This is a genomic window from Pseudomonas sp. 10S4 (assembly GCF_034344865.1).
In the GTDB taxonomy this organism is placed as follows: domain Bacteria; phylum Pseudomonadota; class Gammaproteobacteria; order Pseudomonadales; family Pseudomonadaceae; genus Aquipseudomonas.
The window spans coordinates 3,432,533-3,447,898 of the sequence record NZ_CP133774.1; the positions used below are offsets into that span (position 1 = coordinate 3,432,533).

The 15,366-nt window shown below is 55.2% G+C and carries 18 protein-coding genes; 13 read left to right on the forward strand and 5 right to left on the reverse strand.

Features of this window, described 5'->3' with window-relative positions:
- Positions 1 to 47: 47 nt before the first annotated feature.
- On the reverse strand, positions 48 to 953 hold the full coding sequence (locus RHM58_RS15885; protein ID WP_201201373.1) for a DMT family transporter: 906 nt from the start codon (positions 951 to 953) through the stop codon (positions 48 to 50).
- A 335-nt stretch (positions 954 to 1,288) separates the two neighbouring features.
- Here RHM58_RS15885 and RHM58_RS15890 point away from each other — a divergent pair, with 335 nt between their 5' ends.
- The 3 genes from RHM58_RS15890 (at position 1,289) to RHM58_RS15900 (ending at position 2,703) form a co-directional block, all read left to right on the forward strand.
- A complete protein-coding gene (locus RHM58_RS15890; RefSeq protein ID WP_201255973.1) occupies positions 1,289 to 1,870 on the forward strand; it encodes a DJ-1/PfpI family protein in 582 nt (193 codons plus the stop codon).
- 15 nt (positions 1,871 to 1,885) lie between these two features.
- On the forward strand, positions 1,886 to 2,191 hold the full coding sequence (locus RHM58_RS15895) for a ribbon-helix-helix domain-containing protein (protein WP_201195320.1): 306 nt from the start codon (positions 1,886 to 1,888) through the stop codon (positions 2,189 to 2,191).
- A 167-nt stretch (positions 2,192 to 2,358) separates the two neighbouring features.
- A complete protein-coding gene (locus RHM58_RS15900) occupies positions 2,359 to 2,703 on the forward strand; it encodes a YegP family protein (protein WP_201201375.1) in 345 nt (114 codons plus the stop codon).
- A gap of 132 nt (positions 2,704 to 2,835) precedes the next feature.
- Here RHM58_RS15900 and RHM58_RS15905 read toward each other — a convergent pair whose 3' ends face one another.
- Together RHM58_RS15905 and RHM58_RS15910 are read right to left on the reverse strand one after the other, a co-directional pair.
- The gene (locus tag RHM58_RS15905) at positions 2,836 to 3,723 is read right to left on the reverse strand and encodes a dihydrodipicolinate synthase family protein (protein WP_322270722.1); all 888 of its coding nucleotides are present in this window, start codon (positions 3,721 to 3,723) and stop codon (positions 2,836 to 2,838) included.
- 29 nt (positions 3,724 to 3,752) lie between these two features.
- On the reverse strand, positions 3,753 to 4,535 hold the full coding sequence (locus RHM58_RS15910) for an aldolase (protein WP_201201379.1): 783 nt from the start codon (positions 4,533 to 4,535) through the stop codon (positions 3,753 to 3,755).
- Between the two features lie 159 nt (positions 4,536 to 4,694).
- On the opposite strand from RHM58_RS15910, the gene RHM58_RS15915 reads away from it, so the two are divergent.
- Positions 4,695 to 5,237 carry a helix-turn-helix domain-containing protein gene (locus tag RHM58_RS15915; protein ID WP_201201381.1) on the forward strand — a complete coding sequence of 181 codons (543 nt, stop codon included), beginning with the start codon at positions 4,695 to 4,697 and terminating at the stop codon, positions 5,235 to 5,237.
- Between the two features lie 109 nt (positions 5,238 to 5,346).
- On the opposite strand, the gene RHM58_RS15920 is transcribed toward RHM58_RS15915, so the two are convergent.
- A complete protein-coding gene (locus RHM58_RS15920) occupies positions 5,347 to 6,366 on the reverse strand; it encodes a DUF4917 family protein (RefSeq protein ID WP_322270723.1) in 1,020 nt (339 codons plus the stop codon).
- A gap of 159 nt (positions 6,367 to 6,525) precedes the next feature.
- Between RHM58_RS15920 and yiaY the strand changes: the two genes are divergently transcribed.
- Positions 6,526 to 7,674, forward strand: a complete 1,149-nt coding sequence (yiaY, locus tag RHM58_RS15925; protein WP_201201385.1) for an L-threonine dehydrogenase — start codon at positions 6,526 to 6,528, stop codon at positions 7,672 to 7,674.
- 144 nt (positions 7,675 to 7,818) lie between these two features.
- Here yiaY and RHM58_RS15930 read toward each other — a convergent pair whose 3' ends face one another.
- The gene (locus RHM58_RS15930) at positions 7,819 to 8,307 is read right to left on the reverse strand and encodes a DMT family transporter (protein WP_322270724.1); all 489 of its coding nucleotides are present in this window, start codon (positions 8,305 to 8,307) and stop codon (positions 7,819 to 7,821) included.
- A gap of 78 nt (positions 8,308 to 8,385) precedes the next feature.
- Here RHM58_RS15930 and RHM58_RS15935 point away from each other — a divergent pair, with 78 nt between their 5' ends.
- The 8 genes from RHM58_RS15935 to RHM58_RS15970 all read left to right on the forward strand — a co-directional run bounded on the left by RHM58_RS15935 (position 8,386) and on the right by RHM58_RS15970 (position 15,320).
- Positions 8,386 to 9,297, forward strand: a complete 912-nt coding sequence (locus tag RHM58_RS15935; RefSeq protein ID WP_201255977.1) for a LysR family transcriptional regulator — start codon at positions 8,386 to 8,388, stop codon at positions 9,295 to 9,297.
- 608 nt (positions 9,298 to 9,905) lie between these two features.
- Entirely contained in the window at positions 9,906 to 11,198 is a 1,293-nt protein-coding gene (locus RHM58_RS15940; protein WP_201255978.1) for an ABC transporter transmembrane domain-containing protein, read from the forward strand.
- The gene (locus tag RHM58_RS15945) at positions 11,117 to 11,701 is read left to right on the forward strand and encodes an HlyD family type I secretion periplasmic adaptor subunit (RefSeq protein ID WP_201255979.1); all 585 of its coding nucleotides are present in this window, start codon (positions 11,117 to 11,119) and stop codon (positions 11,699 to 11,701) included. The genes RHM58_RS15940 and RHM58_RS15945 overlap by 82 nt, the downstream gene beginning before the upstream one ends.
- Before the next feature lie 101 nt (positions 11,702 to 11,802).
- Complete coding sequence (locus RHM58_RS15950) at positions 11,803 to 12,627, forward strand: hypothetical protein (RefSeq protein WP_201255980.1); 825 nt, start codon at positions 11,803 to 11,805, stop codon at positions 12,625 to 12,627.
- 122 nt (positions 12,628 to 12,749) lie between these two features.
- Positions 12,750 to 13,268, forward strand: coding sequence for a hypothetical protein (locus RHM58_RS15955; RefSeq protein ID WP_201255981.1), 519 nt, complete (start codon positions 12,750 to 12,752; stop codon positions 13,266 to 13,268).
- A 350-nt stretch (positions 13,269 to 13,618) separates the two neighbouring features.
- Positions 13,619 to 14,035, forward strand: a complete 417-nt coding sequence (locus RHM58_RS15960; protein ID WP_322270725.1) for a hypothetical protein — start codon at positions 13,619 to 13,621, stop codon at positions 14,033 to 14,035.
- Between the two features lie 302 nt (positions 14,036 to 14,337).
- Positions 14,338 to 14,730 carry a hypothetical protein gene (locus RHM58_RS15965; RefSeq protein WP_322270726.1) on the forward strand — a complete coding sequence of 131 codons (393 nt, stop codon included), beginning with the start codon at positions 14,338 to 14,340 and terminating at the stop codon, positions 14,728 to 14,730.
- A gap of 254 nt (positions 14,731 to 14,984) precedes the next feature.
- The gene (locus tag RHM58_RS15970; protein WP_322270727.1) at positions 14,985 to 15,320 is read left to right on the forward strand and encodes a hypothetical protein; all 336 of its coding nucleotides are present in this window, start codon (positions 14,985 to 14,987) and stop codon (positions 15,318 to 15,320) included.
- The last annotated feature ends 46 nt before the right edge of the window (positions 15,321 to 15,366 follow it).

The following is a 15,366-nucleotide window of genomic DNA, read 5'->3' on the forward strand; positions in this document are numbered from 1 at the left end:
GGGCTTGCTCGCGAAGGGGCCGTCACATCCAACGTTTTCGTTGGCTGTTAGTCCGCTTTCGCGAGCAAGCCCGCTCCCACATTGGGTTTGATGGCGGTCTTGCGCCCCAACATCACCGTCACAATCACCCCGGCGGCAAACAGCCAGGTAATCGGCTCGATGTGTTCGCCAAAGAACAACGCTGAAAACGCAATCGTGAAGAAGATCTGCAACAACTGGATCTGACTGACCCGCGCAATCCCGCCCATCGCCAACCCGGCGTACCAGGCGAAGAAACCGATGAACTGCGAAAACAGCGAGACGTAGCCAAACGCCCACCAGGTCTTGGCCGAAATCTCGCCCTGATGCTGCAACGCCAGGTACACCACCGGTCCGATCAGCAGTGGCGTCGACAGCACCAGCGCCCAGCAGATCACCTGCCAACCGCCCATCTCCTTGGCCAACCGACCGCCCTCGGCGTAACCCAGACCACCCACGGCAATCGCCCCGAGCATCAGCAAATCACCCGCCTGAATACTGCCGGCGCCGCTGATCAGCGCATAACCGAGCACCAGCGCACTGCCCAACGCCGCGCAGGCCCAGAAGGCTTTCGACGGGCGTTCGTGGGACAGCCACGCGGCATACAGCGCCACACACAGCGGTTGCAAGCCGTTGACCAGCGCACCGTGGGACGCCGGCAAGGTTTGCATGGCCCAGGCCGAGAGCACCGGGAAACCGAGGATCACCCCGGCGATCACCAGGGTCAGGCCTTTGACCTGTTTCCAGGTCGGCCACTTTTCCCGCCGCCACAGCAACAGCAACGCCGCCGGCACCGCCGCAAACAGCGCACGGCCCAGGCCGTTGAGCAGCGGATGGAGTTCCTGCACGACGATCCGTGTGAAGGGCAGGGTGAGGCTGAAGATGACGACGCCGAGCAGGCCGAGGGCCATGCCGGTGTTTTCGCGCGAGGACATGATGGGGACCAGAATTCAGGGTGATTGGACGTGGCTTTATCTAGCCATAAACCTTTGATTTTGGCGCTTACAGCTAGGCACAGAAATATCCGTACAGTTGCGCGCGGTCCCTGTGGCGAGGGAGCTTGCTCCCGTTCGGCTGCGCAGCAGTCGCAAAACCTGTTTGCACAGTTTGGATGGACATAATGCAAGGGGCCGCTTCGCAGCCCAGCGGGAGCAAGCTCCCTCGCCACAAATGCTCATTGTCCGTAGTAGCTGGTTATTACCTGCCCCGCCGATTAAGGACTACCTTGAATACTCCTGCACGCCCACGTTTTCCCAGAGGAGTCCTCCCCATGGCTGCGAAAAAAATTCTGATGCTGGTCGGTGATTACGTCGAAGACTACGAAGTGATGGTGCCGTTCCAGGCGCTGTTGATGGTCGGTCACACCGTGCACGCCGTGTGCCCGGACAAAACCGCCGGCCAGACCGTGCGCACCGCGATCCATGACTTCGAAGGTGACCAGACCTACAGCGAAAAACCCGGTCACCTGTTTGCGCTGAACTTCGACTTCGCCAAGGTTGCTGAAGCTGACTACGATGCGCTGCTGATCCCGGGCGGTCGTGCGCCGGAGTACCTGCGCCTGAACGAAAAAGTCCTGGAACTGGTGCGTGCCTTCGACAAGGCCGGTAAGCCGATCGCCGCTGTGTGTCATGGCGCGCAGTTGCTCGCGGCGGCGGGGATTCTCGAAGGTCGGGAGTGCAGCGCCTACCCGGCCTGCGCCCCGGAAGTCCGTCTGGCCGGCGGTACGTTCATCGATATCCCGGTGACGGAAGGTCACGTTCAAGGCAATCTGGCCACAGCACCTGCCTGGCCGGCGCACCCGAGCTGGCTCGCCGGTTTCCTCGGGTTGCTGGGCACCAAAATCACGCTGTAACAAGGGGCGTTTCCCATGTGCGAGCTCTACGTCAAAGCCGACCCGATCCTCTACGAATCGCGCTCCCGCTCGCTGCGCATCTGCGGGGTGGTCACCACCCTGCGGCTGGAGAACCAGTTCTGGGACATCCTCAGCGAAATCGCCGAGGTCGACGGCATGACCACCAATCAGTTGATCGCCAAGCTGTATGAAGAGGTGATGGACTACCGCGGGGAAGTGGTGAATTTCGCGTCGTTCTTGCGGGTGAGTTGCATGCGGTATTTGAGTCAGCGGCGGGTGGCGGCACCGGAATTGTCGGTGGTGCGCACGGCGGTGAAATAGCGCAGGCCGCGTCGACCGCTTTCGCGGGCAAGCCTCGTTCCTACAGGGGAACGCATACCCTCGTAGGAGCGAGGCTTGCCCGCGAAGGGGCCGGCCCAGGCGACAGAAACAGCCGGGTGGTCTTTACTCTTTGGCGCGAACCCTCTCAATTGCCAAGGAGAACGAGCATGTCCGGATGGTACGAATTGAGCAAAACCAGCAGCGGCCAGTTTCGGTTTGTGCTGAAAGCGGCCAATGCCGAAACCATTCTGGTCAGCGAGCACTACACCACCCGCAGCGCCGCCGATAACGGCATTGCCTCGGTGCAGACCAACAGCCCGCTGGACGAACGCTACGAGAAAAAGACCACCAAGGATGGCCATCCTTACTTCAACCTCACGGCCGCTAACCACGAGATCATTGGCAGCAGCGAAGCTTATTCCTCCGAGGCTGCGCTTGAGAAAGGCATCGCCAGCGTCAAGGCCATTGGGCCGACCAAGGTGATCAAGGACAAGACGTTGCCGGTGCTTTGAGTGCAACCTTCAAATCCACTGTGGGAGCGGGCTTGCTCGCGAAAGCGGTGTGTCAGACAACATTTTTGTCGGCTGACACTCCCTCTTCGCGAGCAAGCCCGCTCCCACATGGGTTTTGGGTATGGCTGAAGTTCAGCGCAGCGCTTTCAACAATCCCTGCAACTGACCACAACCCGCCTCACTCAACGCAAACACCGGCAACCGTGGATCACCGACTTCCAGCCCGGTCGCCCGCAACCCGGCCTTGATCGTCGCCGGCAAGCCGCCCTTGAGGATGAAGTCCAGCAACGGCAACTGGCGATAGAACAACTCACGCGCCTTGCCCAGGTCGTTGGCCAGCACCGCTTCATACAAATCAAGATTGAGCTGCGGGATCAGGTTCGGCGCCGCCGTACACCAACCTTTTGCCCCGGCGGCGAACGCTTCCAGCGCCAACGGATTACAACCGTTGTAGAACGGCACCTGACCTTCGCCGAGCAGTTGCAGTTTGTGCATGCGCTGGATGTCGCCAGTGCTTTCCTTGACCATCGTGACGTTTTCGACAGCGTTGAAAATCCGCAGGATCAGTTCCACCGACATGTCCGTGCCGCTGGTGGCCGGATTGTTGTAGAGCATGATCGGCACGCCGGTGCTCTCGCCGATGGCGCGGTAGTGGGCGAGGATTTCCGCTTCGCTGAGTTTCCAGTAGGACGCCGGCAGCACCATCACCACATCGGCACCGTGGGCTTCGGCGAAACGCGCGCGGCGTACGGCTTTGGCGGTGGTCAGGTCGGACACGCTGACGATGGTCGGGACTCGTTTGGCCACGTGCTTGATGCTGAATTCGCTGACCTGATCCCACTCCGCGTCGCTCAAATAAGCGCCTTCGCCGGTACTGCCCAGTGGCGCGATGGCGTGGACGCCGCTGTCGATCAGGCGATCGATGGAACGCCCGAGCGCGTCCAGATCCAGGCCTTCGCCGTTGGCGGTAAACGGGGTGATGGTGTAGCCGATGATGCCGTGAATCGATGGGTTCGACATGCTGTCGCTCCTCTTGAAAATGAGTGGGGTCAGTTCAGGCAATCGGCGTGTTGGCGCAGGTTCTGCCGAGCGTAGTAGTTGAAGGCGGCGGCGTGGCGTTTCGGCTTGGAAATCCAGTCATGGGCTTCGCGGCCCAGCTCCGGCAAGATCGGTTTGATCGTCCCGGCGCTCATAGCCAGCAACTGCAACTTCGCCGCGCGTTCGATCAGTTGCGCAATGACGCAGGCTTCTTCGATGCTCGTGCCAGTGGACAGTTGGCCGTGGTGGGAAAGCAGGATCGCGCGTTTGTCGCCGAGTGCGCCCGCAATGATTTCGCCTTCTTCATTGCCCACCGGCACCCCCGGCCAGGCTTCGAGAAACGCACAATCTTCGTAGAGCGGGCACAGGTCCATGTGCGATACCTGCAGCGGGACTTCGAGCATCGACAGCGCGGCCACATGGGTCGGATGCGTATGAATGATGCAGTTCACATCAGGCCGGGCGCGATACACCCAACTGTGGAACCGGTTGGCCGGGTTCGGCATGCCGTGGCCTTCGAGCACTTCCAGGTCTTCGTTGACCAGCAGCAGATTGCCGGCGGTGATTTCATCGAAACCCAGGCCCAGTTGCTGGGTGTAATAGGTGCCAGGCTGCGGGCCGCGAGCGGTGATTTGCCCGGCCAGGCCGGAATCGTGGCCGTTCTCGAACAGAATGCGGCAGGTCAGGGCCAGCTTTTGCCGGTCGGTCCACGTATTATCCGCCAGGGTGTTTTGCATCTGGATCAGCGCTTGCTTGACCAGTTGGTCTTTGGGTAGTGCTAAGGTCTTGGCCATATCGGTGTCCTTTGGGTGGTTCAATGGACGTCGGGTTTGCCGTTCACTCGTTGCTTGCAAGGTCATGGGTGAATGCAAATGACACTAAAGAGGCTATATGACACATTGTGTCATTGGCAAGGACAAATCGTCGGCTCCTTGATGGATTAATCGCTTTACATGTCTATCCGTTTGAAATTACTCAGAAAAAAACTCGGCGTGACGCTGGAAGCCCTGGCCGAAAAGTCCGGCATGACCAAGAGTTATCTGTCGAAAGTCGAGCGCGGGCTGAACACCCCGTCGATTGCTGCTGCACTGAAACTGGCCAAGGCGCTGAACGTAAAGGTCGAGGAGTTGTTCTCCGAAGACAGCATCAGCCTCGACAGCTACAGCCTGGTGCGCAGCGACGAACGCCAGTCACTGGCCGCTAACGACCACAGCCCCGGCTACGCGGTGCTGGCCCATCAGGTCAGTGAACGCAGCCTGTTGCCGTTCATCATTTACCCGCCGAGCGAATTCACCGACAAGACCTTCAAGGAGCATTTGGGGGAAGAGTTTCTGTTCGTTCACGAAGGGCAGGTGGAGGTCGACTTCATGAACGAGCGGGTGCTGCTCAATCGTGGGGATGCGCTGCATTTCAATGCGCAGAAGCCGCATCGGATACGGTCAGTGGGGGAGGTTCAGGCGCAGTTGCTGGTGGTGGTGCATAGCACCGAAGAATGAATCAACAGCAAAAGCTTCGCGAGCAAGCCCGCTCCCACATTGGACCTGTAGCGTTCACAAATCCCCTGTGGGAGCGGGCTTGCTCGCGAAGGCGTCCGCCCAGTCGCCGCTAAACCTCGACGGGAACCCGAAGCTTCGTGCTACCTAACGCATGCGTCTTGGAATCAAAAAACCGCAACTCAACCACCGTCCCCTCAAACACCTTCGCGTAGTGCCGCTTCTGATGCTGAATGAACGCCTTGCTACGCGGATAAACCGACACCGCGACCACCTTCGGTTTCGCCTGGCGCAACGCGTGGATGATGTGGCTGTCCTGCTCGCCCAGCGCATGACCAAAAATGCACAACCCGTCGCCATGCCCCAGTAACTGGTCATAGCAAAACGACAAATAGTCCGAGCTGCGAATGGTCTTGAGCTTGTCCTGGGCCGGGCCTTCGTTGACGAACAGCGGCACATCATCCAGCGTCTTGATCGTGTTGTTGATGGCAAAACTGCCGAGCAACGTGCCTTCGGTTGACATCAGTTTGCGAGCCGTACCGTCCTGATTGCGCACCAGATGCAGACCACCATGCAGGTACAGCAAACACGGCTTGTCGGTCGCGCTGGCGCTCAGATCGAAGCTCGGCTCAGAGCCGTGGAACAGGTCAGTGACGACATCAGGCGTGTGCTGGATCGCCCAGTTGCTCAGCAAGTCGTAGTTGGTGGTGAACACCGTCCGATAGTTGCCCAGTTCCTGATTGATCGTCGCCAGGGTCGCAGGCACCACCAGCCGCCACGGGATGTGCACCGCGTGCACGGTGTTGATCAGCGCTTCCTTGATCGCGTAGTAGCGATTGCGCGGCGCAGCGGAGCTGACGGCCAGGGCCTTGTTGACGCGGCTGGTGATTTTCAACGCGCTGAGGACCTGTTCGAAGCTGCGGGTTTGCAGGGCCTCGAACACGCTTAGTTCGGACTGGCTCAGGGGCTTTTCTTCGACGGTGCGCGCGTTGTCGAACAGCGAGTCGTAACCGAAGTCGTCCCACACCGCGCGGCTGGCGCCGTTGCCCAGCAGCAGGCCGCTGAACGAAGCGCTGGTACGCAAGGCGTTCCAGTCTTCAAGTTGGGCGTCGACATCCAGGAAATCGGTCATTGCGTTGGTCGTCTCAAAAAGCAAAAGGTCTGATGGGCGGCGACTTTATCACGACCGGGGGTTGAGCCAGATCAACATGCGCCGTGACTGAACGGTCGATCCTGTGCTCATCCGCTGAATCGGAGCTGTCGATTCGGCCCCCTTGCAGGAGATTCGCTCATGAGCAGCACGTTTTTCATCCCCGCCGTCAACATCATGGGCAACGGTTGCCTCGACGAAGCGATGGACGCGATTCGCAAGTACGGTTTTCGCAAGGCGCTGATCGTCACCGATGTCGGGTTGGCCAGGGCCGGCGTGGCGGCGATGATTGCCGAGAAACTGGCGATGCAGGACATCGACTCGGTGATCTTCGACGGCGCCAAGCCGAACCCGAGCATCGCTAACGTCGAGCGCGGCCTGGGCCTGCTCAAGGAAAGTCGCTGTGATTTCGTGGTATCCCTGGGCGGCGGCTCGCCCCACGACTGCGCCAAAGGCATTGCCCTATGCGCGACCAACGGCGGGCAGATTCGTGACTATGAAGGCGTCGATCAATCGGAGAAGCCGCAACTGCCGCTGATCGCCATCAATACCACCGCCGGCACCGCCAGCGAGATGACCCGCTTCTGCATCATCACCGACGAGTCGCGCCACGTGAAAATGGCCATCGTCGACCGCAACGTCACGCCGCTGCTATCGGTCAACGACCCGGCGCTGATGGTCGCCATGCCCAAGGGCCTGACCGCCGCCACCGGCATGGACGCGTTGACCCACGCCATCGAAGCCTACGTCTCCACCGCTGCGAATCCGATCACCGACGCCTGTGCGTTGAAGGCCATCACCCTGGTCAGCAACAACCTGCGCCTGGCCGTGCGCGATGGCAGCGACATGGCCGCCCGGGAAAACATGGCGTATGCGCAGTTTCTCGCCGGCATGGCGTTCAACAATGCGTCGCTGGGTTTTGTCCACGCGATGGCCCACCAGTTGGGTGGTTTCTACGACCTGCCACATGGTGTGTGCAACGCCGTGCTGCTGCCTCACGTGCAGAGCTTCAACGCGTTGGTCTGCGCCGATCGCCTGACCGATGTGGCCCACGCCATGGGCGCCGACATTCGCGGTTTCAGCCCGGAAGAGGGAGCGCAAGCGGCCATCGCGGCGATTCGGAGCCTGGCCAAAGACGTGGAAATCCCCGGCGGTTTGCGTGACCTCGGCGCCAAGCTCAACGACATCCCGGTGCTCGCCTCCAATGCCTTGAAAGACGCCTGTGGCTTGACCAACCCGCGAGCGGCGGATCAACGCCAGATCGAGGAGATTTTCCGCAGCGCGTTTTAAGCGAAGGACCGCTATCGCGAGCAAGCTCGCTCCCACAGTGGATCAGTGTCGGACACATCCTGTGTATCCACCGCAAATCCCCTGTGGGAGCGAGCTTGCTCGCGATGACTGACTGAAACTCACCATCGCACTACCAGTTATCCCTCAACCCGCCGCAGCCAAAACCTTGGCCGGCGCCGCACTGAACTGAATCAACGCAACGCCACCCATCAACAACACCGCCCCAAACACCCGCGGCAATGTCATCTGCCGCTCCACCAACCCAAACAACCCAAAGTGATCCAGCACCAACGACGCCACCACTTGCCCGGCTAACGCCAACGCAATAAACCCCGAAGCCCCAAGCTTGGGCAGCAACATCAACGCCAGCGAAATAAAACACACTCCGAACGCCCCGCCAGCCCACATCCACAGCGGCGCCTTAGTGATGAACGCCAGTGACGGTAACGGCAAACGCAGCGCCAACATCACCGGCAGCAACACCACAATACTCACCAGCAACGACGCCAGCGTCGCCCACAACGGATGCCCCAGCCCGCGCCCGAGGTTGGCGTTGATCGCGCTCTGAAACGGCACGACCGCCCCGGCAATCACCGCCAGCACTATCAGGCCGGCCCAATGCAACGTACTCATGATCTTTTCTCCAACAGGTTTTGCTGGACTCTAGGGTATTCGCCGCGCAAATTTAAATTCCAAATAGCTATGTTGGACATGCATCAGATGAATGAACTTCGGCGCATTGACCTCAACCTGCTGGTGATCCTCGACGCCTTGCTCAGCGAGCAACACGTGACCCGCGCCGCCGAGCGCCTGCACCTGAGTCAGCCGGCGGTCAGTCATGCGTTGGCGCGATTACGCGACTTGCTCAGTGATCCATTGCTGGTGCGCGCTGGCGCCAGCCTTGTACCGACCCCGCGTGCGATGGAATTGATCGCGCCACTGACCGAAGCCCTGGCCCAGGTGCAATCACTGTTGGCTCCGAACACCTTCGATCCGGCGACCGCCAAGCGCACGTTTCGCCTGGCGATGTCCGACTACGGCGCCGCCATCGTTCTGCCGGGGCTGATTCGCACCTTGCGCCGGGAAGCGCCGGGCATCGACCTGCAAATCAGCCACGCCAGCCGCGAAGGCATGCTCGATGGCGTGCTCAACGGCGATATCGACGTCGCGGCAGGGGTGTTTCCGGAACTGCCGAACGAGCTGCGCAGCACGCCGCTGTTCGACGAGCACTACGCCTGCCTGCTCGACCGCAACAGCCTGCCCGCCGACGGCGTACTCGACCTGCCAACCTACCTGGCCCGCCCCCATGTCCTGCTGGAAATGCGCGGCAGCGGCACCCCGGAAATCGAACGGGCGCTGACGTCCCTGCGCGAACGCCGTCGCGTGGCCATCAGCCTGCCGCACTGGAGCGTTGCGCCGGAGTTTATTAGCGGTACGGATTTGATTCTGACGGTGGCGTCGCGTGGGTTGCGCAGCGTTGATGAGCAGTCGCTGATTGTTGTTCCGCCGCCATTTCATATTCCATCGTTTACGTTTGTGTTGGCGTGGCATAAGCGGCGGGGTGGGGATCAGGCGTTGAACTGGCTCAATGGGCGGATTGGGGAGGGGATAGTGCACGGCTGAATTCGTCCGATGACATTGACGTCTGGACGGGTGAGTTGTGCGGTGCGACTTGTTGATAACGATGCAGACGTTATCCGCGAGCCGCTTCATTGATTTTGCTGAACCAGCGCTGAATGGAGTTGATGTTACCGGAGTTGGTTCTCAGGGAAATCGAGGTGTTTCTTGCCTGAAGGATGTTTTTATTGATGCATGGAGTCGGTGCTGAAACGGCAATTGTACGGTTTGTGTTACTTAGTTGTGCAATTGAACATTAAGTCGATGACCCGTGAACGGGTCGATTTATAGGGTCTGTAACGTTCGCTCCAGGCGTGCCTTTTCATTTTATTATTTCTTTTTTGATACATATTCGAGCACTGACATTGCCCGCGTAGCCGGCCGTGAGTGAGTTTTTTCGGACATAAACCGCCGCTTTTTCTGGTTGGGCATAGATGCTAGCCTCTAATGGCTCTTTGATATTTCATGTATCTAATTATCAAGTTTTGAATGGCTGACAAGTCGCTCGTTTAGCGGCAACGCTTTTTAAATGTATTCGCCCGCTTAAGATTGGTTCGACGCGCTTGATGTAAGCACGACGCGCTTTCATCATTCGTTAATGCCGTTGAGTTGCTATGCCTGACCCTAACGCAAGGATCCGCGTTTCGCCCGAAACGCCACAACGCAATGGAAGTGAAGACAGTGGCATTGCATCACTCGTCGTCATTGCCCAGTTGTCCGGCGTCGCCATCAGCGCCGACCGCCTCAAACACCTGTCAGGGCTGTCCCGGCCTATCGATGCCTTGACGTTGGTGCGTCTGGCCCGGCAGGTCGCGCTCAAGGCCCGCTCTACCACCAGCCACATCAGCCGCATTGCGCAGACGCCGCTTCCCGCTATCGCCGAGCTTCGGGACGGACGCTTTCTGGTCGTGGCCAAGTGTGCGAACGACAACGTCTTGCTGCACGATGAAGTGCAACAGCGCACCTTTCAACTCACCTTGGCCGAGTTTGAACAAATCTGGTCCGGTCGTTTAATCCTGATTACTTCCCGCGCCATCCTGGCACAAGGCGGCGGCAAGTTTGATATGTCGTGGTTTATTCCGTCGATTGTCAAATACCGCAAACAATTTCTGGAGGTGTTGGCTGGCTCGTTTTTCCTGCAACTATTCGGTTTGGTTTCGCCGTTATTTATGCAGGTCGTGATTGATAAAGTGCTGGTGCACAAATCAATGTCGACCCTGGATGTATTGGCGTTCGGCCTGATTACCATCTCCGTATTCGAAGCATTACTGGGTGGATTGCGCACTTACGTGTTCAGCCATACCACCAATCGGGTCGATGTCGAACTGGGTGCGCGCCTGTTCAATCACTTGCTGGGGCTGCCGCTGGCGTATTTCCAGGCGCGGCGCGTGGGCGACAGTGTGGCGCGGGTGCGTGAACTGGAAAATATCCGCAACTTCCTCACCGGTAACGCGCTGACGGTGGCTATGGATATGTTCTTCACCCTGGTGTTCTTCGCGGTGATGTTGACCTATTCGCCCATGCTGACCTTGATCGTGTTTATCTCGTTGCCGTGCTACATCGCCTTGTCGGTCATCGTGACGCCAGTGCTCAAGGCCCGACTCGATGAAAAATTTCGCCGTAGCTCGGAAAACCAATCGTTCCTAGTGGAGTCGGTGACCGGCATCGAAACCATCAAGTCGATGGCCGTCGAACCCTTGATGCAGCGTCGCTGGGAAGAACAGTTGGCCGGCTACGTGTCCAGCGCCTTCAAGGCTTCCAGCCTTTCCAGTTCGGCCAATCAAGTGGCGTCCCTGATCAGTAAGCTCACCACCGCGGCCTTGTTGTGGTTTGGCGCCAGGCTGGTGCCATCGCGCAATTTCGCCGCGAACAACTCGACGCCCTCAATCAGGCGCAACAGCAACTGACCCAGGACCAGGGCGACGAAACTAAGTCCCGACAACGTCAATCGCAAACCCATTTGACCGCCCCGGTGGGCGGCACCGTTCAGGAACTGGCCGTGCACACGATTGGCGGCGTCGTCACCCCGGCGCAAGCCCTGCTGGTGATTGTGCCGGACGACGCCGGACTGGAAGTTGAAGCGCAGATTCTCAACCGCGATATCGGCTTTGTCCGCCCGGGACAGGACGCTGAAATCAAACTGGATGCCTTTCCGTATACCCACTACGGGACGATTGCCGGCAAGGTCATGTCGATTTCCCAGGACGCGGTCAAGGACGACAAGTTGGGGTTGGTCTACCCGGTACGGATTCAACTGGGCGCGCATTTGATTGTGGCGGATGGCAAAAGTATTCAACTGGAACCCGGCATGTCGAGTTCGGTGGAGATCAAGACCGAGCAGCGGCGGATTATTGAGTATCTGTTGACGCCGATGTTGAAGTATCAGAGTGAGGCGCTGAGAGAGCGGTGACCCGTAGACTGAAGAGTATATAAAGAATTTTGGCCAGTCGCGGCCTTCATGGCCGTTTGCGGTCAGTTGATTGTTGTAATTTTTAAACTTAGGGGGATAGATTGAACATCAACGAGATGGCAGTTTTTGCAGCTGCTGCAGCTTTGTGCACAACGGCATTCGCCGGAACAGACGATATAAAAGCATCGAATAATCAGTTTGAAGTCCAGGCCATTTCCACGAAAGTCGATTATAAGGAAACCAACGATGGGAGATTAGGCTCTCGTGCCGGAAAGTTGGATACGGAAAACGGCCATGTCCCCGGCTTTGCGTTATCTTTTTCCATGATGAAGGACGACTTGCTGGACAACGAATACTTTCAATATCAGTACAGTAAAAACGACGGACATACCGGGTATACAGGCGCATTCCAGTCGGGAGGAAGTTTCGGTTCTGTGGTCAGACAGTCTGACGCAACCATTTCCGACTACAGTCTGCGTTGGGGCAAAGGTTTTGCGCTTGACGGGGCGTTCATGATCACTCCCTACGGCGAGCTTGGCCATCATGAATGGCAGCGCGGCATTAATGCAGGCGAAACCTACACCCATAGCTGGTATGGCGCCGGCACGCTTGTCCAATACTCGCCCTTTTCCCGTCTGGTATTTACCGCCAATGCCTTGGTTGGACGCACGTTCGCAGCAGACATTGACGTGAATGGCCCCCATGGCTTTTCTGGTTCGCTCGGAAATTCCAATCTGTATAAAGCCGGCTTATCTACAGATTATGCATTCACGAAAAGATTCCATGGCAATGTGGGCGTCGATTACACGTCCTTTAAATATGGCGCCAGTGCTACGCAAAGAGTTTCGAGCAGATTGGTGTCATGGGAGCCGGACAGTGAGACCAACTACACGACTTTAAAGATTGGGGTTGGCTACGCTTTTTGAGCATGTAGTCCGAAAGGGTACGGTTTTATTAATTAGAAAGGTGTGCTGATAAAATAAATCTGTCCCCTTTCTCGTTTGAGATAGGGTAGTTGCTTTTGAAATTTTAGATGAGGGGAAGGGCAATGAAGAGTGGCGGTAGTTTTATGCGTAGTCGTTATGGTTTGCTTCTACTTGCACTGATAGTCCTTGGCGTTTTGATTTTTTATAAATTTAGGAAGGATGATACTCCTGTAGATACGGGGGGCAGCGAGCTTCAAATACGTGGCAAGCAATTCAGAGCTGAAGTGGACAGCACTTTTTTGAAAATGAGTAAAGTGAGTGCGCAGCGCACATACGACTTAACCGATGTGTGTAAAAAATACTTCCCCACTGCTACTACGTTCTCTGACGTTAAAGTGATTATGCTTGCTGCGGGAACGATCCCTTCAAAGCCTGATGGATTGATTTTAGTCCCGGATTACAATCATAGTCTTCCTGTTGATAGTCCAGACAGGAATGATCTGGGGAGCGGATTTCTTCTCGGAAAGTCATTGATGTCAAATGCGATATTTGAAATCACTTTTAGACCTCTGGATGCAAATGAAACCCCAGAGAAAATAGGTAAAGTCATGTGGTGTTTTGTTAGGGTTACCAATCTTTAGTTTTTTGGATCGCTTTAAAGTGCCAAATTCAGCGTCTTCAATATCGGTTTCAATAGTCCCTGTTAAGTCGCTTTTTGGAGTGGTGACATATCACGAAACTCTCATATACACATCTGCGGATGGGTCATATTATATATCTGTAGAGCCCACTACTTCGCGTGCGAAAGGGGACAGATTTATTTTTAGAACCGTGCGCCAAGAAAACAAATCTGTCCAATTTTTTTTGTTTTGAGGGGAAGGTGAGATAGTATAAAATTTTTTTTGTTAGGGTGTTTCTATTGTACAGGTTCCAAAATTTTAGGTTTTTAGTTGCTGCGATGAGCAAGGATTACATATTAAGGAGAGCTGAAATGTCTTTTGTTTATGAGCGGATTGGTATGGATGAAGCAGAAAATAAAATACGCTGGAAAACGCATCCAGAATATCAAAACCTATGGAAGGCTCATCCGGATTTTTGGGTGATAGATCGTGATCTTGATGTTTTTATTTGGCGTGTTCAAGGACGTATGCCTGAATCGCCTAATGAGATTTTCGGGTTGTACTGGAAAGAAAATGGGGAGGGGCGGGTAGAAATAATTAAGACGCTAAAGGTAAGCCCAGGTACAGATAAAAAATTATGCGATGTTTTTTTTGACGTTATACGAATCAAACTTCCCGCGTCACTCGAGTTGGAACGGGGACAGGTTGAGAATGCTCTTAAAGATGCTTTAGAGACTTTTGCAAGTCACGACAGAGGTATTGGGGATGTTCGGGTGTCTATTCGCTAATCAACAAATTAACTGATTTGTTTATTGAGGTTTATATCATGGTGAACTGAATGGCTAGTTATTCATTGTTTGCGGCATTAAACGTTTAAAGCAACTGTCAACGTATGATGAGTATAAACAAAAACGGGACAGATTTATTTTTTAGAATCGTGCGCCAAGAAAATAAAGCTGCCCCATTTTTTCTTTTTTTGTTAGTGTCGCATGCTGTTGAATTGTTGTCTAAAATTAAAAGAAGTTACTATTGCTGAGGGAAGTGCAATGTCATTCGTAGCTGAATCAATTAGTGAAGAAGATGGGAAAAAATGCATTGGGAGCAATACCCTGAATATCAAAATCTGTGGAAGGCTCATCCAAGTTATTGGGTGATAGATCGTGAGCTTGATGTTTTTATTTGGAGTGTTAAAGGGCGGATGCCTGAGTGGCCTAATGAGATATTCGGGTTGTACTGGAAAGGGAATGGGGACAGTAGGATAGAGGTAATCAGGACGCTAAAGGTAAGCCCAGGCACAGATGAAAAGTTATGTGATGTTTTTTGGGATGTTATGCGAATTAAACTTCCAGAATCACTCGAGTTGGAGCGGGGGCAGATTGAGAATGCTCTGAAGAATGCATTAGAGGCTTTTTCAAAGCGCGTCGGCGGCATAGGGGATGTCCGGGTATCTATTCGCAAGTCAATAAATAAATTGGTTTATTAATTGATATTTGTATAGTGGTGATCTGAATGGCTGGGTTCTCCTTATTTACTGCATTAAACGTTTTAAAACAACTGTCAATGTATGATGAGTATAAACAAAAACGGGACGGATTTATTTTTTAGAATCGTGCGCCAAGAAAATAAAGCTGTCCCATTTTTTTTGTTAGTTTCGCATGTTGTTGAATTGTTGTCTAAGATTTAAAGAAGTTACTATTGCTGAGGGAAGTGCAATGTCATTCGTAGCTGAATCAATTAGTGAAGAAGATGGAAAAAATGGATTGGGAGCAATACCCTGAATATCAAAATCTGTGGAAGGCTCATCCAAGTTTCTGGGTGATAGATCGTGAGCTTGATGTTTTTATTTGGAGTGTTAGAGGCCGGATGCCTGAATGGCCTAATGAAGTTTTCGGGTTGTACTGGAAAGGGAATGGGGGCGGTAGGGTTGAAGTGATTGAGACGCTAAAGGAAAACCCAGGCACAGATGAGAAGTTATGCGATGTTTTTGATGTTGTACGTATCAAACTTCCCGCGTCGCTCGAGTTGGAGCGGAAACAGATTGAGAATGTTCTTGAAGAAGCTTTTGAGGCTTAGTAATTGATCCTTTTGCCTCGTCAACCGATAACGGTCATCTAACTGG

Bases quoted from the DNA above. Each gene is read 5' to 3' on its own strand.
- RHM58_RS15885 (WP_201201373.1), bottom strand. From the start codon at position 953: ATGTCCTCGCGCGAAAACACCGGCATGGCCCTCGGCCTGCTCGGCGTC.
- RHM58_RS15890 (WP_201255973.1), top strand. From the start codon at position 1,289: ATGGCTGCGAAAAAAATTCTGATGCTGGTCGGTGATTACGTCGAAGAC.
- RHM58_RS15895 (WP_201195320.1), top strand. From the start codon at position 1,886: ATGTGCGAGCTCTACGTCAAAGCCGACCCGATCCTCTACGAATCGCGC.
- RHM58_RS15900 (WP_201201375.1), top strand. From the start codon at position 2,359: ATGTCCGGATGGTACGAATTGAGCAAAACCAGCAGCGGCCAGTTTCGG.
- RHM58_RS15905 (WP_322270722.1), bottom strand. From the start codon at position 3,723: ATGTCGAACCCATCGATTCACGGCATCATCGGCTACACCATCACCCCG.
- RHM58_RS15910 (WP_201201379.1), bottom strand. From the start codon at position 4,535: ATGGCCAAGACCTTAGCACTACCCAAAGACCAACTGGTCAAGCAAGCG.
- RHM58_RS15915 (WP_201201381.1), top strand. From the start codon at position 4,695: ATGTCTATCCGTTTGAAATTACTCAGAAAAAAACTCGGCGTGACGCTG.
- RHM58_RS15920 (WP_322270723.1), bottom strand. From the start codon at position 6,366: ATGACCGATTTCCTGGATGTCGACGCCCAACTTGAAGACTGGAACGCC.
- yiaY (WP_201201385.1), top strand. From the start codon at position 6,526: ATGAGCAGCACGTTTTTCATCCCCGCCGTCAACATCATGGGCAACGGT.
- RHM58_RS15930 (WP_322270724.1), bottom strand. From the start codon at position 8,307: ATGAGTACGTTGCATTGGGCCGGCCTGATAGTGCTGGCGGTGATTGCC.
- RHM58_RS15935 (WP_201255977.1), top strand. From the start codon at position 8,386: ATGCATCAGATGAATGAACTTCGGCGCATTGACCTCAACCTGCTGGTG.
- RHM58_RS15940 (WP_201255978.1), top strand. From the start codon at position 9,906: ATGCCTGACCCTAACGCAAGGATCCGCGTTTCGCCCGAAACGCCACAA.
- RHM58_RS15955 (WP_201255981.1), top strand. From the start codon at position 12,750: ATGAAGAGTGGCGGTAGTTTTATGCGTAGTCGTTATGGTTTGCTTCTA.
- RHM58_RS15960 (WP_322270725.1), top strand. From the start codon at position 13,619: ATGTCTTTTGTTTATGAGCGGATTGGTATGGATGAAGCAGAAAATAAA.
- RHM58_RS15965 (WP_322270726.1), top strand. From the start codon at position 14,338: ATGCATTGGGAGCAATACCCTGAATATCAAAATCTGTGGAAGGCTCAT.